At 58.3% G+C, this 22,743-nt stretch carries 17 protein-coding genes; 11 read left to right on the top strand and 6 right to left on the bottom strand.

Annotation, left to right across the window (positions count from 1 at the left end; translation table 11 throughout):
* Window positions 1-94: 94 nt before the first annotated feature.
* The 3 genes from dgcA to U5A05_RS02135 form a co-directional block, all read right to left on the bottom strand.
* Complete coding sequence (dgcA, locus tag U5A05_RS02145; protein WP_261740636.1) at window positions 95-2,155, bottom strand: dimethylglycine demethylation protein DgcA; 2,061 nt, start codon at window positions 2,153-2,155, stop codon at window positions 95-97.
* 15 nt (window positions 2,156-2,170) lie between these two features.
* On the bottom strand, window positions 2,171-2,701 hold the full coding sequence (locus U5A05_RS02140) for a 4-vinyl reductase (RefSeq protein WP_261740635.1): 531 nt from the start codon (window positions 2,699-2,701) through the stop codon (window positions 2,171-2,173).
* Between the two features lie 87 nt (window positions 2,702-2,788).
* Window positions 2,789-3,766 carry a dipeptidase gene (locus U5A05_RS02135; RefSeq protein ID WP_261740634.1) on the bottom strand — a complete coding sequence of 326 codons (978 nt, stop codon included), beginning with the start codon at window positions 3,764-3,766 and terminating at the stop codon, window positions 2,789-2,791.
* A 227-nt stretch (window positions 3,767-3,993) separates the two neighbouring features.
* Here U5A05_RS02135 and U5A05_RS02130 point away from each other — a divergent pair, with 227 nt between their 5' ends.
* From U5A05_RS02130 to U5A05_RS02115, 4 genes are all read left to right on the top strand, one after another.
* Entirely contained in the window at window positions 3,994-4,395 is a 402-nt protein-coding gene (locus U5A05_RS02130) for a lysozyme inhibitor LprI family protein (protein ID WP_261740633.1), read from the top strand.
* 142 nt (window positions 4,396-4,537) lie between these two features.
* A complete protein-coding gene (locus U5A05_RS02125; protein WP_261740632.1) occupies window positions 4,538-4,954 on the top strand; it encodes a DUF3010 family protein in 417 nt (138 codons plus the stop codon).
* A gap of 100 nt (window positions 4,955-5,054) precedes the next feature.
* The gene (locus U5A05_RS02120; protein ID WP_321835482.1) at window positions 5,055-8,051 is read left to right on the top strand and encodes an RHS repeat domain-containing protein; all 2,997 of its coding nucleotides are present in this window, start codon (window positions 5,055-5,057) and stop codon (window positions 8,049-8,051) included.
* Between the two features lie 248 nt (window positions 8,052-8,299).
* On the top strand, window positions 8,300-8,557 hold the full coding sequence (locus U5A05_RS02115) for a hypothetical protein (protein ID WP_261740630.1): 258 nt from the start codon (window positions 8,300-8,302) through the stop codon (window positions 8,555-8,557).
* Window positions 8,558-8,684: 127 nt separating this feature from the next.
* Here the strand turns inward: U5A05_RS02115 and gbdR are convergent, their stop codons facing one another.
* Window positions 8,685-9,788: a choline metabolism transcriptional regulator GbdR gene (gene gbdR, locus U5A05_RS02110; RefSeq protein WP_261740629.1), complete on the bottom strand. Its 1,104-nt coding sequence runs from the start codon at window positions 9,786-9,788 to the stop codon at window positions 8,685-8,687.
* Between the two features lie 498 nt (window positions 9,789-10,286).
* A complete protein-coding gene (locus U5A05_RS02105; RefSeq protein ID WP_321835479.1) occupies window positions 10,287-11,663 on the bottom strand; it encodes an L-serine ammonia-lyase in 1,377 nt (458 codons plus the stop codon).
* A 348-nt stretch (window positions 11,664-12,011) separates the two neighbouring features.
* On the opposite strand from U5A05_RS02105, the gene U5A05_RS02100 reads away from it, so the two are divergent.
* From U5A05_RS02100 to choV, 3 genes are all read left to right on the top strand, one after another.
* Window positions 12,012-12,956 (top strand): choline ABC transporter substrate-binding protein, encoded by a 945-nt coding sequence (locus tag U5A05_RS02100; protein ID WP_261740627.1) that lies wholly within the window; start codon window positions 12,012-12,014, stop codon window positions 12,954-12,956.
* Between the two features lie 68 nt (window positions 12,957-13,024).
* Window positions 13,025-13,870, top strand: coding sequence for a choline ABC transporter permease subunit (gene choW / locus U5A05_RS02095; RefSeq protein ID WP_261740626.1), 846 nt, complete (start codon window positions 13,025-13,027; stop codon window positions 13,868-13,870).
* Window positions 13,867-15,045, top strand: coding sequence for a choline ABC transporter ATP-binding protein (gene choV / locus U5A05_RS02090; protein ID WP_261740625.1), 1,179 nt, complete (start codon window positions 13,867-13,869; stop codon window positions 15,043-15,045). The genes choW and choV overlap by 4 nt, the downstream gene beginning before the upstream one ends.
* A gap of 111 nt (window positions 15,046-15,156) precedes the next feature.
* Here choV and U5A05_RS02085 read toward each other — a convergent pair whose 3' ends face one another.
* The gene (locus tag U5A05_RS02085; protein ID WP_261742359.1) at window positions 15,157-17,094 is read right to left on the bottom strand and encodes a BCCT family transporter; all 1,938 of its coding nucleotides are present in this window, start codon (window positions 17,092-17,094) and stop codon (window positions 15,157-15,159) included.
* A gap of 476 nt (window positions 17,095-17,570) precedes the next feature.
* On the opposite strand from U5A05_RS02085, the gene betI reads away from it, so the two are divergent.
* The 4 genes from betI to U5A05_RS02065 all read left to right on the top strand — a co-directional run bounded on the left by betI (window position 17,571) and on the right by U5A05_RS02065 (window position 22,586).
* On the top strand, window positions 17,571-18,164 hold the full coding sequence (gene betI / locus U5A05_RS02080; protein ID WP_261740624.1) for a transcriptional regulator BetI: 594 nt from the start codon (window positions 17,571-17,573) through the stop codon (window positions 18,162-18,164).
* Between the two features lie 108 nt (window positions 18,165-18,272).
* Window positions 18,273-19,745: a betaine-aldehyde dehydrogenase gene (gene betB / locus U5A05_RS02075; protein ID WP_261740623.1), complete on the top strand. Its 1,473-nt coding sequence runs from the start codon at window positions 18,273-18,275 to the stop codon at window positions 19,743-19,745.
* Window positions 19,746-19,894: 149 nt separating this feature from the next.
* The gene (betA, locus tag U5A05_RS02070) at window positions 19,895-21,598 is read left to right on the top strand and encodes a choline dehydrogenase (RefSeq protein ID WP_261740622.1); all 1,704 of its coding nucleotides are present in this window, start codon (window positions 19,895-19,897) and stop codon (window positions 21,596-21,598) included.
* A gap of 292 nt (window positions 21,599-21,890) precedes the next feature.
* Entirely contained in the window at window positions 21,891-22,586 is a 696-nt protein-coding gene (locus U5A05_RS02065) for an RraA family protein (protein ID WP_321835476.1), read from the top strand.
* Window positions 22,587-22,743: the final 157 nt, after the last annotated feature.

Here is a 22,743-nt window from a genome sequence, read left to right as displayed (position 1 = left end):
CTGCGATAAGGACCGAAGGGCCTTCAAAATCAGGGTGGCTTCGCACCCCATCGCAGCCTGCGGCAGCGGCTACAGGTTTTCGATATGTGTCGGGTCAGAAATCCTTGCACAACCGCAGCGCGTCATAGATCGCCGCATGCACGTTGCGCTGGGCCACGCAGTCACCGATGCGGAACAGCAAGTAGCCGTCCCCCGCTTCGCTCAGGCATGGCTGTGGCTTGATCGCGAACAGGGCTTCGACGTCAATCTGACCCTTGTTGCGCGAATCCGGCTTGAGCCCGTAATACAACTCTTCGTCCGGACGCACGCCGTTTTCAATCACCACCTGATCCACCACGCGCTCTTCCTTGGCCCCGGTGTATTCGTTTTCCAACACGGCAATCAGCTTGTCGCCTTCGCGGTAGACCTTCTCCAGCATCATGTCGCCGGTCATGATCACTTCCTTGGGGTACAGGCTGCGGTAGTAGGTAGGGAACGAAGTTCCGCCAATCGCCACGCCGGGCTTGGTGTCGTCGGTGACGATTTCAACCTGCGCGCCCTTGTCCGCCATAAAGTCGGCCACCGACATGCCGGTGAACTCGCAGATGGTGTCGTACACCAATACGTTCTTACCCGGCGCGACCTTGCCGTCGAGCACGTCCCAGCTGCTGACCACCAGCCCTTCGGCGGCGCCCCAGTGTTCGTTCTGCTCCACAAAAGGATGCCCGCCCACGGCCAGCACCACGATATCGGGGCGCAAGTCGAGAATCGTCGCAGCATCCGCCGCCGTGCCCAGGCGCAAATCAACCTTCAATCGCGCCAGCTCCAGTTGAAACCAGCGGGTGATCCCGGCCATCTGGTCACGCTGCGGGGCTTTGGAGGCAGTGGTGATCTGCCCGCCGATGGCCTCTTTTTTCTCGAACAGGGTCACGTCATGCCCACGTTCGGCGGCCACTCGCGCCGCTTCCATCCCCGCAGGGCCTGCACCGACGATCACCACCTTGCGTTTGACCCCGGTGGATTTTTCGATGATGTGCGGTACGCCCATGTATTCACGGGAGGTTGCCGCGTTTTGAATACACAGCACGTCCAGCCCTTGGTACTGGCGGTCGATGCAGTAGTTGGCACCTACGCATTGTTTGATCTGGTCGACCTGGCCCATTTTGATTTTGGCGATCAGGTGCGGGTCGGCGATATGGGCTCGGGTCATGCCCACCATATCAACGTAACCACCTTCCAGAATCCGCGTCGCCTGGTTCGGGTCCTTGATGTTTTGCGCATGCAACACCGGGGCCTTGACCACCTCCTTGATACCCGCAGCCAAATGCAAAAACGGCTCCGGTGGGTAACTCATGTTCGGGATGACGTTGGCCAGGGTGTTGTGGGTGTCGCAGCCAGAGCCGACCACGCCGATAAAGTCGAGCATACCGGTGTCATCGTAGTACTTGGCGATTTGTTTCATGTCCTCGTGGCTCAGGCCATCGGGGTGAAATTCGTCGCCGCACAGGCGAATGCCTACGCAGAAATCCGGACCGACTTCAGCACGCACGGCCTTGAGTACTTCGAGGCCAAAACGCATGCGATTTTCAAAGCTGCCGCCCCATTCATCAGTGCGTTTGTTGACTCGTGGGCTCCAGAACTGGTCGATCATGTGCTGGTGCACCGCCGACAGTTCGACCCCGTCCAGCCCGCCCTTTTTTGCCCGGCCAGCGGCGCTGGCGTAGTTGCCGATCACGCGCCAGATTTCTTCGGGCTCGATGGTTTTACAGGTGGCGCGGTGTACCGGTTCACGCACGCCGGAGGGCGACATCAGGGTCGGCCAGTTGAAACCGTCCCAGCGTGAGCGGCGGCCCATGTGGGTAATCTGGATCATGATCTTGGCGCCATGCTTGTGCATGGCGTCGGCCAGGTTCTGGAAGTGCGGGATAATGCGATCGGTGCTCAGGTTGACCGAACTCCACCACTCTTGCGGGCTGTCGATGGCCACCACGGATGAGCCGCCGCAAATCGCCAGGCCGATACCTCCCTTGGCTTTTTCTTCGTAGTACTGCACATAACGCTCGGTGGTCATGCCGCCATCGGTGGCATAGACCTCAGCGTGAGCGGTGCTGAGCACACGGTTGCGGATGGTCAGTTTGCCGATTTGAATCGGCTCAAACATTGCTTCGAACGCCATATCCCGATCCTCGACTTACAACGGCTTGACGATAAACAGGCCGTGGTCGTGGCCCTCTTCCGATCCGCTATAGACCTGTTCGGCCACGGTACGGATATCACTGCCTCGCGCCTGCAGGATCTGGTCCATGGCACCCGCAAACCAGCCGGTAAACATGTAGTCGACCTTACGCCCGACCTTGCCGTACACATAGACGAAGCACGAGTGTTCGAGCTTGATCGTGGCGGTGCCTTTGTCGAGGTCGATATCCTGGATCTTGAACAGGCCCCACCCGCGCTGTGACAGGCGTTTCATGTAGTGTTCGAACACCGCGACGCCTTCTATGCCATGGCATTCGGCTTCTTTTTCACACCAGTGCCAGGCGGATTTGTAGCCGGCCTTGTAGAGAATTTCGGCGTAGGCATCGCTGCCCAATACCTCTTCAATGCCCATGTGGTTGTTGACGAAAAAATGGCGCGGCACGTAGAGCATCGGCAGGGCGTCAGAGGTCCAGACGCCGGTTTCGCTGTCGACTTCGATAGGCAATTGCGGGGCGATTTTAGCCATGGAATCAAACTCCAAAAATTCGGTAGGTATTCATTTCGCCCCTCACCCTGCCCTCTCCTGGGGAGAGGGTTGGGCGAGGGCGTGGCGTTATTCGCCCCAGACGTCCTTGAGCACGTTGACCCAGTTTTCGCCCATGATCTTGCGGACCACGCGCTCGGGGTGACCGCGTTTGAGCAGGGTTTCGGTAAGGTTCGGGAACTCGCCCACGGTGCGGATGCCCAGCGGGTTGATGATCTTGCCGAAGCTGGTCAGACGCCGGGCATAGCCTTTGTCGTGGGTCAGCATTTCGAAGAAGTCCTGACCGTGGCCCTGGGTGAAATCGGTGCCAATGCCGATCGAGTCCTCACCGACGATATTCATCGTGTACTCGATGGCTTCGGCGTAGTCGTCGATGGTCGAATCGATGCCCTTGGCCAGAAACGGCGCGAACATGGTCACGCCAACAAAGCCGCCGTGGTCGGCTATAAACTTGAGTTCAGCGTCGGATTTGTTGCGCGGGTGTTCTTTAAGGCCGGACGGCAGGCAGTGCGAGTAGCAGACCGGTTTTTTCGATTCCAGGATTACCTCTTCCGAGGTTTTCGAACCAACGTGAGAAAGGTCGCACATGATCCCGACGCGGTTCATTTCAGCCACCACTTCGCGGCCAAAGCCCGACAGCCCGCCATCACGTTCGTAGCAGCCGGTGCCCACCAGATTCTGGGTGTTGTAGCACATCTGTACCACGCCAACCCCGAGCTGCTTGAAGATCTCGATGTAACCCAGTTGGTCTTCAAATGCATGGGCATTCTGGAAGCCGAAGATGATCCCGGTTTTGCCCTGCTCCTTGGCGCGGCGAATGTCGGCAGTGGTCTTGACCGGGATCACCAGATCGCTGTTGTCGCGAATCAGGGTCTGGCTGGCAACAATGTTATTGATCGTGGCCTGAAAACCTTCCCATACCGACACGGTGCAGTTGGCAGCAGTCAGGCCGCCCTTGCGCATGTCTTCGAACAGTTCGCGGTTCCATTTGGCAATGATCAGCCCGTCGATAACGATGCTGTCTGCGTGCAACTCGGCTGGGCTCATCAGGCGTCCCCTTATTGGCATTTGCTGCGCCGAATCGTCTGCCGGCGCTTTGGGCCAGCATAGGCCCGGGGTCAAAACCAGCCGGGTGCAAAAGCGACAGCGCAATTGCCGAAAGCGTCAATCCGCGACAAAGCGCGCAACGCCAATCTTATGCCCTGTGTTACGTGACTGTTATTTGGCCGACGCTTAAGCCAGAATCCATCCCAACTATGGATTAGGAAGCCGCAATGAAATCGATTCTCCTGGCCTTGGCGTTGATCTCCAGCGGTGCCTACGCAGCCGATGATGCCGACTACAACCCGTGCGATGCGGTAGAAAACGACCAGCAAACCCTGGCGTGCTCGCTGTTCAGCAAGAATGCTGCCGAGCAGTTGTTGACCGAAAACTACGAAGCCCTGCAGGAGCGCATGACTTCGCTGTACGGCAGTAACGCGACCCAACTCAATAACATCCTAAGCAAGATCAAGACCGCTCAGGCCCTGTGGTTGCACCAGCGAGACGCCGACTGCGCGATTGCCGTGTTCCCCGCCACCGCCGGTACTGAAACATTCAACATCGCCCAGAACGACTGCATGGCACGCATCAGCGACGACCGTTCAGAGTTTCTGGAATCGATCGGGCAGCAGTGACCCACGCTTTTTTGTAGCCGCTGCCGCAGGCTGTGATCGAGCCAGAAGGGACACGCTTTTTCAGGAGTGAAGGTCCTTCGGCCCTTATCGCAGCCTGCGGCAGCGGCTACAGGCTTTACATCCGCCCCAGGAAACGATTTATATGACTATTTGCGGTATCGAAATCAAAGGCAGCGAAGCCATCTTTGCCCTGGCCACCCAGGGCGCAAACGGCCTTGAGCATGTGGCCAATACCACCAAAAAAATTGCCCTGGACGACGATGACGATGCCGCCAACGTCAAAACCTTCGCCAGGCAGATTGCAGCCTTTGTGAAGGCCAACGCCATCACTCGCATTGCGATCAAAAAACGCAGTAAAAAGGGCGAATTCGCCGGTGGCCCGACCACCTTCAAGATCGAAGGCATTATCCAGTTGCTGGACGATTGCGAGGTGCTGCTGCTGTCCCCGCAAACCCTTAACGCACAGTACAAAAAACACGCCTTCGAGTTGCCCGCCTCGCTGAACAAATATCAGCATGAAGCGTTCAAGGCGGCATGTGCGGCATTGCTGAAGCGATAACCAGCCAGGCATTCAGATCTATACGTCTGTTATTTCTGACAGTACCCAACTCTTCAATAAAAGCTCAGCGTTACGATTCATCGTTCCACGAGTAACGTTTATGAAGAGTTCCCTTCATGAAGCGACGCCCAACCTTTCGGTTATCGACCCTCGCGGGCTGACGATCCGTGGCGTTGCCTATCATCGTGCCGTTATCCAACAGCCCCCTGAAGCACGCGTGACCCGCCAGGTTTTCGACGCAGCGGGGCGTGTGGTGGCTCATCGTGATCCCCGCTTTGCAGCGACCTCAAGTGCCCCGAACCTGACCACGGTTTTCTCGCTGTCCGCTCGGCCGCTGCTGAGCAATAGCGTCGATGCCGGGTGGTGCTTGAGGCTGTTTGGAGCGACGGCAGAGATTCGTTGTGAATGGGATGGCCGACATAACCGACGCCTCAGCGAGTACGACGACTTGCTGCGGCCCGTGGCGATCATTGAGCAGACTGGAAATGCTCCACCCTGTGTAACCGAGCGTTTCACCTACGCTGATTGCAGCTCGTCGTTCGCAGCTCATAACCTGTGTGCAAGCCTGATTCGCCACGATGATCCGGCAGGTTGCCGGACCTACGCTGACTACGGTTTGCTGGGCCAGCCCCTGGCCCAGACACAATGGTTTTTGAGTGCTCCGGTAGCGCCTGACTGGCCGCAATCGCTGAGCGGGCGCGAGGCTCTGCTCGAACGCGATGACCAAGGTGTTGCGCAGACCTACACCACGCGATGGCAATACAACGCGCTGGCCACGGTGCTAAGTCAGTGCGATGCATTGGGTAATACCCAGTCCTTTCACTACGACATCGCCGGGCAATTGGCGTTAACCAGTCTCAAACCAGCGGATCAAAGCAGCACCACGCTGCTGCTTCAGGACCGGTCTTATAACGCCTTTGGCCAAGTGCAAAGCGAGACCTTCGGCAATGGCGTCAGCGCCACGGCAATCTACTCGCCGGTTGATGGCCGCTTGCAGCGACTGCGCGCGGTGAAAGCCAACAAGGTGCTGCAGCACCTGAGCTATACCTACGACCCGGTGGGTAACGTCATGAGCATCGAAGATGCGGCGCAGCCAACAGACTGGTTCGCTGGCGAGCAGGTCGACCCGGTGAATCGATATGTTTACGACACCTTGGGCCAACTTGTTCAGGCCAGCGGCCGCGAGAGTGTGCTGGCAGGCATCCAGCCGGGCTTGCCTGGGCTGGTCCTGCCCGGCGGGGGTGATGCCAGCCGGTTGCGCAATTACACCCAGACATTCAGCTATGACGCGGCGGGCAATCTGCTGAGCCTGAAGCACGGTCAACTGCCACAACGAACGATGAAAGTAGACGCTCTCAGCAACCGCAGCCTGTATCAGGTCGATGCCAGCAACCCGCCAGATATCAGTAACAGTTTTGATGCCAACGGCAACCTGCTGCACCTTGCGGGGGCACAACACATGCACTGGGATGTGCGTAATCAGTTACAGCGCGTGACGCAGGTAGTGCGTGAAGACGCCACCAACGACGATGAAGTGTATGTGTACGGCGCGGGTGGCCAACGCCAGCGCAAGATACGCGTACAGCAGGCCAGGGCCGTCGAGCATGTGGCGCAAGTACGTTATTTGCCGGGGCTGGAGATCAGAACCAACTCGGCGACGGGCGAAGTGCTGCACGTCAGCACGCTGCAGGCAGGGCGCATCCACATCAGGCACCTGCACTGGTCAGCCCATCGCAAAGTGTCACCGGCCCCGCAATGGCGTTATGGCTTGGGCAATCACCTGGGCAGCAGCACGCTGGAGCTGGATGACTTGGGAGATGTAGTCAGTCATGAGGACTATTACCCCTTTGGCGGCACCGCCTGGTGGGCAGCCCGAAATCGGGTCGATGCCAGCTACAAGGTGATCCGCTACTCAGGCAAAGAGTGCGATGCGAGCGGTTTGTATTACTACGGCTTAAGGTACTACGCACCCTGGCTACAACGGTGGATCAACCCGGACCCGTTAGGTGCAGCGGACGGTCTGAATCTATTTGCCATGGTGCATAACAACCCCATTGGGTATGTCGACGTGCAAGGGGCGTTCGCTACACCCTGCCAAATTGCGCAGGCCGCTTGTGCGGGCGCGACGCGCGACGGTGTTGCCACTGTGGTGGCGGCAACCGCACGCTATTTTAGCGCCGAACAACTGAGTGGTCTGCCTGTGAATACCGCGAATATCACTGCAATGACTGTAGGCGGCGCAGTATCAGGGGGTATGGCTGGCCTGTATGTGGGAGGAGGCTTGGGGGCAAGTTTAGTGGCTAACAGCCGGTTTCGTGACTCCAGAGCGGCCTTGTGGGCAGGGGCCGCTGTAGGTGGCCTGCTGGGTGCCGCTACCGGGGCCGCCCCTTCAATCCTGGGTTACTTCAGTGCCATGAGCAGCTTGGGTACTGCTGCACCCAGCCATAACAAGATCGCCATTAGCCAGATCGGTGCCACAGTCAACGCCATGACCCGCGAAATCCTGCAGCAAGCCTCTGCAGAGCTCGGCCCAAGGATTGCCTGGAGTGAACGACCCAGACTGGCAGGCGTTGCTGGCGCAGCGGTCACCTATGGCTCGGGGCTTGCTGGCATAGGTGCCGTTGAGCATCTGGTGCCTAAAGCCGTAAGCAGTATTGCAGGAGGTATGGCTGGAGAGATGATTGATTCTGCGGGAGGGACTGTTACTCGAGGCTTGCACTCTGATGCAAAGTTCGTTTCCGGGACTAACCAGTTAACCAACCCATTTCAGGCCGACAAGTACATAGGCACCTTGCACGGAATTGCGACACGAACAGCCGTGGCGGCCGCCACGGCGATCCTGAACATAGGTGTTGCCCAAACGGGGCTGGACTCTGGCTCACAGCTCGGGGCCATCGTAAACAGAACACTGGGAATGGTCGGTGAAGGACGAGTCCTGACCGGTTCATATGTGCAGGATGGCACTGAAGCGTTGGGATTTTCAGGGGCTGATGTTAATAACGACCCTGCAACGATGTATCCACGTAACAAATGGAGCTTGTCAAACCAAATGCCATTGGGAGTCAGTGGGAAATTTACGCCGAGTTGTAACGTTTAAAGTGCACAAAAAAGCCCCGAATCTACCGTGACAGATTCGGGGCCAAGTGTGCGTGATGCCGAGACGGTGACCAAACCATCGAGGGTGTTGCTGAGTTCAGTGTGCCCAGCCGGGCATACCGGCACTTAGTCAAAAACGACCTGCAATTAGGCGTGTCGGACATATCGCCAAACCGGCCTTGCCCACTGACCAAAGCCCTACCAGAATCAAACTTCGATCGCGCTTCGTTGATAGAAGGATAAAAAGACATGATGCACGCGGATTTGATTGATGAGCAGGACCTGCTGGGCCAACTGCGCTCGCTGGGCTTTGAGGTGTCAGGCACGGCTGAACAAGCATGCTCTGCGGCGGTGTGTGGATTGAACGAGGCCAATGCTCGCGCACTCAAGGGTCTGGTGGAAAAACTCTACACCGGCAGCGCAACTATTTTGCCCGCGGTGCGCCAGGCCATTGACCAGCAGTTGCTGCCGGGGCTGGTGCAGTTCCAGCAGAGCAAAGCAGTCTGATTCAACTGAATATGTAGCCGCTGCCGCAGGCTGCGATAAGGACCGCGGGACCTTCGCTTTTAATATCAAAAGCGGGCCGCTTCGCAGCCCATCACAGCCTGCGGCAGCGGCTACAGAAAGCTGAGTTCTAGAGCCTGACACTCGCAAAGGTCGACTCGTTGCGCGCCTGGTTCAAGGCAGACATCGGCCCTGCCAACGGAGCCAGCAACAGTGACTGCGGAATCTGCACCAGCGTGGTTTGCTGCGCGGTATTGGAACCTACGCGCTCGTCCCGTGGCGGAATGCCGAAGTATTCGCGGTAGCACTTGGAAAAGTGCGGCGTGGACACAAAGCCGCAGACCGCCGCCACTTCGATAATCGACATCGGCGTCTGCTTGAGCAACTGCCGCGCCCGCACCAGCCGCAGCTTGAGGTAGTAGCGCGATGGTGAGCAGTGCAGGTACTTCTGAAACAACCGCTCGAGCTGACGTCGCGACACGGTGACGTACACCGCCAGCTCATCGAGGTCGATGGGTTCTTCGAGGTTGGCTTCCATCAGCGCGACGATTTCCTGCAACTTCGGCTGGTTGGTGCCGAGCATATGCTTGAGCGGCACGCGCTGATGATCCTGCTCGTTGCGAATGCGTTCATACACAAACATTTCAGAGATGGCCGCCGACAGTTCGCGGCCATGATCGCGACTGATCAGGTGCAGCATCATGTCCAGCGGCGCAGTGCCGCCCGAACTGGTGAAACGGCTGCGGTCGAGGGTGAACAAGCGCGTGCTCATGACAACCCGCGGAAAGGCTTCCTGCATGGAAGCCAGGCACTCCCAATGCACGCTGCAATCAAAACCGTCGAGCAAGCCCGCATACGCCAGGGCCCAGCTGCCAGTGCACACAGCGCCCAAACGACGGGACTGGCGCGCCTGACTTTGCAGCCATGAAACGTGTTCGCGGGTGACAGTGCGTTGAATGCCGATACCGCCACACACGATGACCATGTCCAGCGCCGGAGCCTTGTGCATGCTGGCGTCGGGGGTGACCTGCAGGCCATCGCTGGCCCATACCTGGCTGCCATCTGCGCTGAGGGTGCTCCAGCGATACAACTCACGGCCCGATAACTGGTTGGCCATGCGCAGGGGTTCAATCGCGGAAGCCAGGGAAATGAGCGTGAAATTGTCCAGCAGCAGAAAGCCGATGGATTGAGGCGTACGGTTCTGGGGTTGGACCCCGGAGTTGAACGACGTCATCGCGGTATCTCCTCACACAAAGCGGGTGATGGCCCCAGGCACGGGCTCTTGTTTTTACCCTCGTTTCACGGGGCTTTGTGATCACAACGCAATTGCCATGCCTAAACTTGAATAGGTATTCAATAAAGCCTGAAAACGACGTCGCAAAGAGTCTGGATGGGCCATGTCAAAACAGTGGCTAAACAGGTACGCACCAGCTTGAGCGGGCGCTGTTGAGCACATTGGTATCACTTGTGGGAAGCGGCTAGAAACAGAGCCGTAATGGAATGTCACGAAAAGTACGAGTGCGCCAAAAGAGGTCAACGTGCGCTTAAAAAGTGCTCGCCTGCGTAGCAGCTGACGAGCGGAGCGAGGCTGCGTTCGGCGGCGCAGCCGTCGTAAGATCAGTGCTTAATGCGTGCCAGACACACCCTATAATCTGGTTTACGACCGCTTCGCGCTCGAACGCAGCCTCGCTCCGCTCGTCAGCTGCTACACAGGGTGCATACAACTCGCCTATCAGCATTCCACCGCACTGACCGCCAGACCGCCCCGTGAGGTTTCCTTGTATTTGTCGTGCATGTCGGCGCCGGTGTCGCGCATGGTGCGGATCACCCGGTCCAGGGAAATAAAGTGCTGACCGTCACCACGCAAAGCCATTTGCGCGGCGTTGATCGCCTTGACGGCGGCGATGGCGTTGCGCTCGATACACGGCACTTGCACCAGCCCACCCACCGGATCGCAGGTCAAACCCAGGTTGTGCTCCAGGCCGATTTCGGCGGCGTTGCACAACTGCTCAGGCGTGGCACCGAGGATTTGCGCCAGCCCGGCAGCCGCCATCGCGCAGGCCGATCCGACCTCGCCCTGGCAACCCACTTCTGCCCCGGAAATCGACGCGTTCTTTTTGCACAGAATGCCGATCGCCGCCGCGCTCAACAGGTAATCGACGACATGGGCTTCGCTGACTTCATCGCTGAATTTCATAAAGTAGTGCAGTACCGCCGGGATGATGCCCGCAGCGCCGTTGGTCGGTGCCGTCACCATGCGCCCGCCCGCAGCGTTTTCTTCGTTGACCGCCAATGCAAACAAGTTGACCCATTCCATGGCACTCAGGGTGGAGCCGATCACGTTGGGCTTGCCCAGTTCCTGCAAGCTGCGGTGCAGGCGGGCTGCGCGACGACGCACATTCAGGCCGCCAGGCAGGATACCTTCGTGTTTCAAACCTTGCTCCACGCAGTCCTGCATGGCGCGCCAAAGCTTGATCAGGCCGCTGCGAATTTCGTCTTCACTGCGCCAAATACGTTCGTTGGCCATCATTAATGCGGCTACGCTCAGATGGTGTTTAGCGCATAACTCGAGCAACTCAACGGCGCTATTGAAGTCGTAGGGCAGTTCGGTACGGTCCATGTCCAGCACGCCGCTGGCCGCTTGTGCCGCGTCCACCACAAAACCGCCGCCCACCGAGTAATAAGTATCGCGGTGCAGTTCGCCACTTTCGGTTTCAGCGATCAGGGTCATGGCATTGGGATGGAACGGCAGGTTTTCGTCGATCAGGCGCATGTCTTGCGCCCATGCAAACGGAATCGGTAGATGGCCGTCCAGGAGTAGCGTGCGGCTTTGAACAAGCTCGGCGATGCGCGGGCCGATCTGTGCCGGGTCGATTGCATCCGGCCATTCGCCCATCAGGCCCATGATCACCGCATTATCGCTGCCGTGACCAATACCGGTAGCCGACAGCGAACCATACAGCTGTACTTCGATGCGGCGTACCTGTGGCAGCTGTTCGCGCTCGCGCAAGCCCTGCACAAACAGCGCGGCCGCCCGCATCGGGCCTACGGTATGTGAACTGGAGGGGCCGATACCGATCTTGAACAGGTCAAACACGCTGATAGCCATGAGCACGAACCTTGAGGATGTGTGCCCGCATCATGGGGGGTTTGCGATCTGCAAAAACGTCCAGCTGCGACCCGCCTTTGCCTGCCAGCGCCCATAGGGTGCAGATGCATGAAAAAGGCAGTTTTTAAGCATCATTCGTCTAGATACGACCTTGCAGGTATCAGATACGACTCTGCCTGTACTGGATGCGACTCCCCCTGTAGGCGTTTGATTTTCGCTGTTACATGATCAGTCCTGACTCGATTGCAAGATGCCTTGGCCACACGCCTGCCGGGCATCGCCCAACCGCAACTGATACATGCGGCTTTTCGATCGAAAACCGCCACCCAGACACCCAGGAGTCGCCCCATGAAAGGTTCCCCATTGTTGTTGGCTGCATTGTTGAGTCTGCCCGTCATCACCCAGGCCGCAGAACCTGCGCAATGCAGCACCGTCAACTTCTCGGATGTCGGCTGGACCGACATCACCGTCACCACCGCCGTCACCAGCGAAGTACTCAAGGCCCTCGGTTACAAAACCAAGACCACCATGATTTCAGTGCCGGTCACTTACAAGTCGCTGGCCGATGGCAAGAACATGGACGTGTTTCTAGGCAACTGGATGCCGACCATGGAAAACGACATCAAGGCCTACCGCGACGCGGGCACTGTCGAGACCGTGCGGGCCAACCTGGAAAACGCCAAATACACCCTCGCGGTGCCCCAGGCGCTCTATGACAAGGGGCTCAAGGACTTCTCCGACCTGCCAAAATTCAAGAAGGAACTGGACGGCAAGATCTATGGCATCGAGCCGGGTAACGACGGCAATCGCATGATCCAGTCCATGATCGACAAGAACGCGTTCGGCTTGAAAGACGCGGGCTTCAAGGTGGTGGAATCCAGCGAAGCCGGGATGCTGTCGCAAGTCGATCGCGCTCAGCGCCGTGGCACCGAGGTGGTGTTCCTGGGGTGGGAACCGCACCCGATGAACACCCGCTTCAAAATGAAATACCTCACCGGTGGCGATGATTTCTTCGGCCCCAATTATGGCCAGGCAACCATCTACACCAACACCCGCAAGGGCTACAGCGAAGAGTGCAGTAACGTCGGTCAACTGCTGAAGAATCTGGTGTTTACCCTGGACATGGAAAGCACCCTGATGGGCAAGGTGCTGGACGACAAGATCAAGCCTGACGTGGCCGCCAGGGCCTGGCTCAAGCAAAACCCGCAAGTGCTCGAAACCTGGCTAACGGGCGTGACCACCATTGATGGCAAACCTGGGCTTGCGGCCGTTCAAGCCAGCCTCGCGAAGTAATCGCGGGCGCCAGGCGGCATGCCCGTCTGGCTCCGTTTCAATTCCCCTGCATGCGGACGTTTATTACCATGCTGATTGATCAAAAAATCCCTCTGGGCCAGTACATCGCAAGGTTTGTCGAGTGGCTGACCCAAAACGGCGCCAGCACCTTCGACGCTATTGCGCTGACACTTGAAACGATGATCCACGGCGTGACCTTTGCGCTGACCTGGTTCAACCCGTTTGTATTTATCGGGCTGATTGCCCTGCTCGCGCACTTTATTCAGCGCAAGTGGGGGCTCACTGTTTTTGTGGCGCTGTCGTTTCTGCTGATTTTCAACCTGGGTTATTGGCAAGAGACGATGGAAACCCTGGCCCAGGTGCTGTTCGCTACCTTTGTGTGCGTGATCATCGGCGTGCCGCTGGGGATACTCGCGGCGCACAAACCGATGTTCTATACCTTTATGCGGCCAGTGCTCGACTTGATGCAGACCGTGCCCACCTTCGTTTACCTGATCCCTACCCTGACCCTGTTTGGCTTGGGTGTGGTGCCAGGATTGATATCCACCGTCGTGTTTGCGATTGCCGCACCGATCCGCCTGACCTACCTGGGCATTCGTGATGTGCCCCATGAGCTGCTTGATGCCGGCAAGGCCTTTGGCTGCTCACGGCGCCAACTGCTCACCCGTATTGAACTGCCCCACGCCATGCCGAGCATCGCCGCCGGAATCACCCAATGCATCATGCTGTCGCTGTCGATGGTGGTCATCGCAGCACTGGTAGGGGCTGATGGGCTGGGCAAACCCGTGGTCAACGCACTGAATACAGCCGACATCGCCCTGGGCTTTGAAGCCGGGCTCGCGATTGTATTGCTGGCCATCATGCTCGACCGAATCTGCAAGCAGCCAGAAGCCAAAGCAGGAGCTGACGCATGAGTATTATTCGCTTCGACAAGGTCGACGTCATTTTCGCCAAAGACCCGCGTGAGGCACTAAGCCTGCTGGATCAAGGCCTCTCGCGGGATCAGATCCTGAAAAAAACCGGGCAGATTGTCGGTGTTGAAAAAGCCAGCCTGGACATCGAAAAAGGTGAAATTTGCGTGCTGATGGGCCTGTCCGGCTCGGGCAAGTCCAGCCTGCTGCGCTGTATCAACGGGCTCAACACGGTCAGCCGTGGCCAGTTGTATGTGGAACATGAAGGCAAGCAGATCGACATCGCATCATGTACCCCCGCTGAACTGAAGATGATGCGCACTAAACGCATCGCCATGGTGTTTCAGAAATTCGCTCTGATGCCCTGGCTGACGGTGCGCGAGAACATCAGCTTCGGCCTGGAAATGCAGGGCCGCCCCGAGAAAGAACGGCGTACGCTGGTGGATGAAAAGCTGGAGCTGGTGGGCCTGACTCAATGGCGCAATAAAAAGCCCGATGAGCTGAGCGGTGGCATGCAGCAACGGGTCGGACTGGCGCGTGCACTGGCGATGGACGCCGATATTCTGCTGATGGACGAACCCTTTTCGGCCCTCGATCCGTTGATCCGCCAAGGCCTGCAAGACGAGCTGCTGGAACTGCAACACAAGCTGAACAAGACCATTGTATTTGTTAGCCATGACCTTGATGAAGCGCTCAAGCTGGGCAGCCGGATTGCGATCATGAAAGACGGCAAGATCGTGCAGTACAGCAAGCCGGAAGAGATCGTGCTCAACCCTGCCGACGACTATGTACGCACTTTCGTCGCCCATACCAACCCGCTGAACGTGCTGTGTGGCCGCAGCCTGATGCGTACGCTGGACAACTGCAAACGTATCAACGGCTCGGTGTGCATTGATCCGGGGGATGACTCATGGATTGATCTGGCGGAAGGCAACACCATCAAGGGTGTGCGCCGGGGAGCGGGAGTACTCGACCTGCAGCACTGGCACAGCGGCCAGGCAGTAGAAGGTCTGGGCCGTGGGCCGACCCTGGTGGACAGCAACATTGGCATGCGCGACGCGCTGCAAATCCGCTACCAGACCGGCAACAAACTGGTGCTGCACGACAACCAGAAAGTGGTGGGGATACTGGGTGATACCGAGTTGTATCACGCGTTACTAGGCAAAAATCTAGGGTAACTCACTACCCTGTGGGAGCGGGCTTGCTCGCGATGGCATCAGCGCGGTGCATCGGATACACCGCGCCGCTTGCATCGCGAGCAAGCCCGCTCCCATACGAGGTCTCAGTTCTTAGCTATAAACCCTGCCAAGGAGCTGGCGATGGCTTTCAAACTGATCGAGCACATCACGGCTGATTTGCTCCTGGGTGAAGCCCATCAGGTCGTAATCCTGGTTGCCGTTGTGCAGATACACCTCGGCCCGGTAGTAACGACTGCGCACTTCATCCTGATCAGACCCGCTCGGAGCGGCCAGATAACCGTCCAGGCTGACTTCGTAGACAAACGGATTGCCCTCTTCCATCTCAATCCGCACGCCCATGCAACGCTTGGCGCTGCCCAGCAGGGTTTGCACGTCCAGGCCCTGGCTGCGCAGTTGCACCGCCGCGTCTTCCAGTGCCGGAGTCACGTGTTTGTCCATAAAGCGCTGCACCACCGCCTGGGTCGGTTGCAGATCTTGTGCAGTCAAGCGCTCGCTGAAACCACGACGGCCACGGGCAGCCAGTTCAGCTTGTTCCTGTTCAATCAGGGTGTCCTGACGCATCGCTTTGTGCAGGCCAAACATAAACAGGATCAACACCACCGAGAACGGCAGGCCGGCCAGCACCACCATGGTTTGCATGGCAGCAAAGTTACCGGCAAACAGCAGGCCGATGGTCACCAGCGTGATCACCGCCGACCAGAAGATCCGTAACCAGTGCGGCGCGTCTTCGTCTACATCACCGCCTTTACACGACAGGTTGGCCATCATCACCGCGCCGGAATCCGCCGGGGTCAGGAACAGCACAAAGCCGACAAAGATCGACACACCAATAACGATTTTCGACGCGGGGTAATGCTCAAGCAGTTGGTAAATCGCCATCGACGGCTGTTCAAGCGCCGTTTTCCCCAACTCGACTGCACCCTGGTTAACCACCAGATCCAGTGCCGAGTTACCGAAAATCGACAACCAGGCCAAAGTGAAACCCAGCGGGATCAGCAACACGCCCGCGACCAGCTCACGCACCGTACGACCACGGGAAATACGCGCAATAAACATACCTACGAATGGGGCCCAGGAAATCCACCATGCCCAGTAGAACAGAGTCCACAGACCCAACCAGCCCTCAGTCTTTTTGCTATCGCCTACGTACACGTACAGGTCGAAGGTTTTCATCACGATACCGTTGAGGTAATCGCCGGTGTTTTGCACCAGACCGTTGAGCAGGTGCAGGGTCGGGCCGAACAGAAGCACGAAAATCAGCAAGCCGCTGAACAGCACGATGTTCAGGTTGGACAGGCGACGGATACCATTCTCAACACCCGACACCGCAGCGATGGTGGCTACGGTACTCATCACGATGATCACAATCAGCAGGTTGGTATTGCTGTGTTCCATGCCGAACAGGTTCTCCAGCCCCGACGAAACCTGCATCGAACCAATACCCAGGTTGGTCACCAGACCGAGCAGCGTCACGAACATGCCAAAACCGTCTACCGCATGGCCCGCAGCACCCTTGACCCAACGTTCGCCCATCAACGGGTACAACGCCGAGCGCAGCGCCAGCGGCTGGTTGTGACGATAGGCAAAGTAGGCCACTGCCAGGCCAACCAGTGCGTAAATCGCCCAGCCATGCAGGCCCCAGTGCAGGAAAGTCAGCTGCAACGCCTGACGCGCTGCCTCATGGCTGCCCGACACGCCTTCAGGCGGGTTGAAGTAGTGGTCCAGCGGCTCGGAAGCGCCGAAGTACAGCAGCGAAATACCGATACCGGACGAGAACAGCATCCCGGCCCAAGCGCCATAGCTGAAATCCGGAGTGTCCTGCTTGGTACCCAGTTTCAATTTGCCGTAGGACGAAAATGCCAGGCCGACCACAAAGATCAGGTAAGCGGCGATCACCACCATGTAGTACCAGCCGAAGCTGCGCGACAGCCATTCCTGGGCAATGCCCAGGACACGGCCCGCTTCTTCAGGGGCGATGATCAAGATAGCAGTCAGCAAAAGTATCAAGGCAGTGGAGGTGTAAAACACCCAACCGTTGACCGTCACCTTTTGCGGTGGGGTCTTTATAAGAGAGGCAGAACTCATTGCACGGGTGCTCCAGGGAGTGCGAGACAAGGACTTAAGGCAACGCACCACTCGACCAAAGGGTTGGATTACGACCAACGGTCGAGTGATATAAAGACACCGCTAAAAAACCGGACCGCTCACTCAGACAAATGCAGTCTGTGGGAGCGAGCCTGCTCGCGAAGGCTTAAAGGGCACCGCGCCTATTCCGTTAGCGTGCGTATTGTTAGCGACCTTCGCGAGCAGGCTCGCTCCCACAGGGGTCTCGGAGCTTTTACCGTGTCGATTTGCGCCATTCATGCGTAGGAAAACGACATAAATCGCGACGATTTGTCGCAGAGCTTATTCTTTGTTGATTGAACGTTCAATCAAAACAAAATAGACTGGCTGCCGTTCAGTGATGTTTATGCACTGCTCGCCGGCCCAAGGAGATATGCAAAATGCCCAAGGTCGGTATGCAACCCATACGCCGCCAGCAGTTGATCGAAGCCACGTTGACGGCTGTCGATCAGGTCGGGATGGCAGATGCCAGCATTGCGCTGATTGCCCGTCTGGCCGGCGTGTCGAACGGCATCATCAGTCACTACTTCAAAGACAAGAACGGTCTGATTGCCGCCACCATGCGGTACTTGATGAACGTTTTGATCGACAACGTCACCGAACGCCGCCAGGCGTTGAGCGATGGCAGCCCACGGGCTCATCTGCAGGTGATTGTCGAAGGCAACTTCGACGCCAGCCAGGTCAGTGGCCCGGCGATGAAAACCTGGCTCGCCTTCTGGGCTGCCAGCATGCACCAGCCGTCTTTGCACAGATTGCAGCGGATCAACGATCACCGCTTGTACTCCAATCTGTGCTGCCAATTTCGCCGAGTTCTGCCGCAGGCCCAGGCCCGCAATGCAGCACGCGGCCTGGCAGCTCTCATCGATGGTCTATGGTTGCGGGGTGCCCTGTCGGGAGATTCTTTCGACACCGAGCAGGCACAACGCATCTGCTACGAATATATGGATCTACAACTGGCGAAACAGGTGAGTTAGGCCTCAATCAATGCTTAACCCCTGAACTGTCGTGAGTTTGAGTTGCCCCAATCAGATGGCAACCGACTCACGGCCAACGCCAACCACTTATGCACTTGCGAGGATTTTATGGCCCGTTTCGAACTGCAAAAACTCTACATCGACGGCGGCTACACCGACGCCGGTAGCGACGCTACTTTCGATGCCATCAACCCGGCTAACGGCGAAGTCCTCGCTCAAGTGCAACGCGCTACCAAAGAAGACGTCGAGCGCGCCGTTGTCAGCGCTGAAAAAGGCCAGAAGATCTGGGCTGCCATGACCTCCATGGAGCGTTCGCGCATCCTGCGTCGCGCCGTTGAAATCCTGCGCGAGCGCAACGATGAGCTGGCCGCCCTGGAGACCCTGGACACCGGCAAGTCGTACTCCGAAACCCGTTACGTGGACATCGTCACCGGCGCCGACGTGCTGGAATACTACGCAGGCCTGGCGACCGCCATTCAGGGTGAGCAAATCCCGCTGCGCGACACGTCGTTCGTTTACACCCGTCGCGAGCCGCTGGGCGTTGTGGCCGGTATCGGCGCGTGGAACTATCCGATCCAGATCGCTCTGTGGAAATCCGCACCTGCACTGGCTGCCGGTAACGCAATGATCTTCAAGCCAAGCGAAGTCACGTCTCTGACCACGCTGAAGCTGGCTGAGATCTTCACTGCTGCCGGCCTGCCGGACGGTGTTTTCAACGTTCTGACCGGCAGCGGCCGTGAAGTCGGCACCTGGCTGACCGAACACCCGCGCATCGAAAAAGTCTCGTTCACTGGCGGCACCGACACCGGCAAAAAAGTAACCGCCAGCGCCACCAGCTCTTCCTTGAAAGACGTAACCATGGAATTGGGCGGCAAGTCGCCACTGATCATTTTTGACGACGCCGACCTCGATCGCGCCGCTGATACCGCGATGATGGCCAACTTCTACAGCTCGGGCCAGGTGTGCACCAACGGCACTCGCGTGTTTATCCCGACTGCAATGAAAGCAGCATTCGAAGCCAAGATTCTGGAACGCGTTGCACGCATCCGCATCGGCAACCCGGAAGATGAAAACACCAACTTCGGCCCACTGGTCAGCTTCGCTCACATGGAAAGCGTGCTGGGCTACATTGCCAAGGGTAAAGAAGAAGGTGCCCGCGTACTGTGCGGCGGCGAACGTCTGACCGAAGGCGACCTGGCCAAGGGTGCATTCGTGGCACCGACCGTGTTCACCGACTGCACTGACGAAATGACCATCGTCAAAGAAGAAATCTTCGGCCCGGTGATGAGCATCCTCACCTACGACACCGAAGAAGAAGTGATCCGCCGCGCCAACGACACTGAGTTCGGTCTGGCTGCTGGCGTCGTGACCAAGGACCTGAACCGCGCTCACCGCGTGATTCATCAACTGGAAGCGGGCATTTGCTGGATCAACGCCTGGGGCGAGTCCGACGCAAAAATGCCGGTGGGCGGGTACAAGCAGTCGGGCATCGGTCGTGAAAACGGCATCAGCTCGCTGGCCCAGTACACCCAGATCAAATCGGTCCAGGTTGAGTTGGGCGACTACGTGTCGGTGTTCTAAACCGACGGCCCATACAAACCCTGTGGGAGCGAGCCTGCTCGCGATTCAGGCGACGCGGTGCATCCGTTGCACCGCGCTGATGCAATCGCGGGCAAGCCCGCTCCCACAGGGTCAGGTTTGATCTGACACAACTAAAGAGGGTGCATTTTATGTCCCAAGAATTCGATTACATCATCATTGGTGCCGGCTCTGCCGGTAACACCCTGGCGACCCGTCTGACTGAAGACCAAGGCGTCACCGTGCTGCTGCTTGAAGCTGGCGGCCCGGACTACCGTTTCGATTTCCGCACGCAAATGCCTGCGGCGCTGGCGTTCCCGCTGCAAGGCCGTCGCTACAACTGGGCCTTCGAAACCGATCCTGAACCACACATGGACAATCGCCGCATGGAATGTGGCCGTGGCAAGGGTCTGGGCGGCTCGTCCCTGATCAACGGCATGTGCTACATCCGTGGTAATGCGATGGACTACGATGGCTGGGCAAAACTGCCAGGCCTCGAAGACTGGGATTACCTGAACTGTCTGCCGTACTTCCGTAAAGCCGAAACCCGCGACATCGGCCCCAACGACTACCACGGTGGCGATGGCCCGGTCAGCGTGACGACGCCAAAAGCCGGGAACAACGTGTTGTTCCACGCCATGGTCGAAGCAGGCGTACAGGCCGGTTACCCGCGCACCGAAGACTTGAACGGCTACCAGCAGGAAGGTTTCGGCCCGATGGACCGTACCGTGACGCCTAACGGTCGTCGCGCCAGTACCGCCCGCGGTTACCTGGACACCGCCAAGAAGCGCTCGACCCTGACCATCGTCACCCACGCCCTGACCGACAAGATCGAATTTGAAGGCAAGCGCGCTGTTGGCGTTTCCTACATGGTTGGCGACAGCGACACCCGAATTCTGGCCAAGGCCCGTAAAGAAGTCCTGCTGTGCAGCGGCGCAATCGGTTCGCCAACCGTGCTGCAACGCTCTGGCGTCGGCCCGGCCGAACTGCTGAAAAGCCTCGACATTCCAGTGGTCCACGACCTGCCGGGCGTTGGCCAGAACTTGCAGGATCACCTTGAGCTGTACTTGCAGTACGCGTGCACCCAGCCGGTGTCGCTGTACCCGTCATTGCTTTGGTACAACCAGCCGGCCATTGGCGCAGAGTGGATGTTCCTGGGCAAAGGCATTGGCGCCAGTAACCAGTTCGAAGCCGGTGGTTTTATCCGCACCCGCGAAGAATTCGAATGGCCGAACATTCAGTACCACTTCTTGCCGGTAGCGATTAACTACAACGGCAGCAATGGTGTGAAAGAGCACGGCTTCCAGGCGCACATGGGTTCCATGCGCTCGCCGAGCCGTGGCCGGATCAACGTGAAGTCCAAGGACCCGCGTGAGTACCCAAGCATCCTGTTCAACTACATGGCTGCCGAGCAGGACTGGCAGGAATTCCGTGATGGCATCCGCCTGACCCGTGAAATCATGCAACAGCCTGCGCTGGATGCGTACCGTGGCCGCGAAATCAGCCCCGGCATCGACAAGCAGACCGACGAAGAGCTGGATACCTTTATCCGCGAACACGCCGAGACCGCTTTCCACCCATCCTGCTCGTGCAAGATGGGCACCGACGAGATGGCTGTGGTCGACGGCGAAGGCCGTGTGCATGGCATGCAGGGTCTGCGTGTGGTCGATGCGTCGATCATGCCGTTGATCACCACCGGTAACCTCAACGCTCCGACGATCATGATCGCCGAGAAAATCGCCGACAAGATCCGTGGCCGCCAGCCACTGCCGCGCAGCACTGCCGACTACTACGTCGCAGGCGATGCCCCGGTACGTGGCAAGCCACTGCGTGAAGTGAGCCGTACCGCGCAGTAAGCACCATTCGTAGCAGTTGACGAGCGGAGCGAGGCTACGTCCGGCGGCGCAGCCGTCGTAAATTCAGGTTACGCGGTTCTTCTGAAGAATCGCGCACTCTGGTTTCACGGTCGCTTCGCAACCGGACGCAGCCTCGTTCCTTCGGCAGCTGCTACGAATTTTGTGTAACTCTTTTGTTTCATCTTGCCCCGCTTGCCCCGGCCTCAACGCAGGCCTACTCTAGTGCCTCGTTTCGCGCCTCACCCCCCCGCCCCACCCGACATGCCAGCCCTGCCTGGCCAAGAGGTTTTCTATGTTTGATGTTGTCTCTTCGAGCAAATGGCCGACCGGCTTTCTGATTAATCCAAACGCAGAACCTCTCGATCCAAAATGGCTCACCGAATTCAGCAAAATCCCTGCCGCCGCTGTCAGCGACTGCCTGGGCCGTAACGTTGGCGGTCTGGGCCTCAAGCCGTTCCACGGCTCGCGCCCAATGCTGGGCAGCGCCCTGACTGTACGTGTGCGCCCGGGCGACAACCTGATGATCCTTAAAGCCATGCAAATGGCCCGCCCTGGCGATGTGCTGGTAATCGACGGCAGTGCCGACCTGACCCGTGCCGTATTCGGCGGCATCATGCGCGCCATGGCCCTCAAGGCCGGGATTGTCGGCGTGGTGATCAACGGCGCTCTGCGCGACCTCGACGAATGGCAAACCGGTGAACTGCCGGCCTACGCTATCGGCGGCGTCCACCGCGGCCCAAGCACTGACGGCGGCGGCGAAATCAACGTGCCGATCTCGTGTGCCGGGATGCTGGTAATGCCCGGCGACCTGATGATCGGCGACGGCGACGGCGTAGTCGCAGCCTCGCGTACTGAACTGCCGGAATTGCTGATCCGTTGCCACGACCTGCTGGCCCGCGAACAAGCAACACTCAAGGCAATTGAGGAAGGCACCCTAGACCCTGATCGCTTTGACGCTATCCTGCGTGCCAAGGGTTGCCCGGTTTAAAGCTAAAAGCCCCTCAGTTCAACCCTCTCCCAGAGGGAGAGGGAGCTGACCGAGTTGATGCTGGATTCAACGCTGTTCTTTGAGATCACTCCCCCAATCGGTCCCCTCTCTCTCTCCGGGAGAGGATTAGGGCGGGGGGCTGTTGGCTCTAACAAGG

This window comes from Pseudomonas kulmbachensis, assembly GCF_963681935.1.
In the GTDB taxonomy this organism is placed as follows: domain Bacteria; phylum Pseudomonadota; class Gammaproteobacteria; order Pseudomonadales; family Pseudomonadaceae; genus Aquipseudomonas; species Aquipseudomonas kulmbachensis.
The sequence above is the reverse complement of the archived record's forward strand: the minus strand, read 5'-3'. Positions and strand labels throughout refer to the sequence as shown.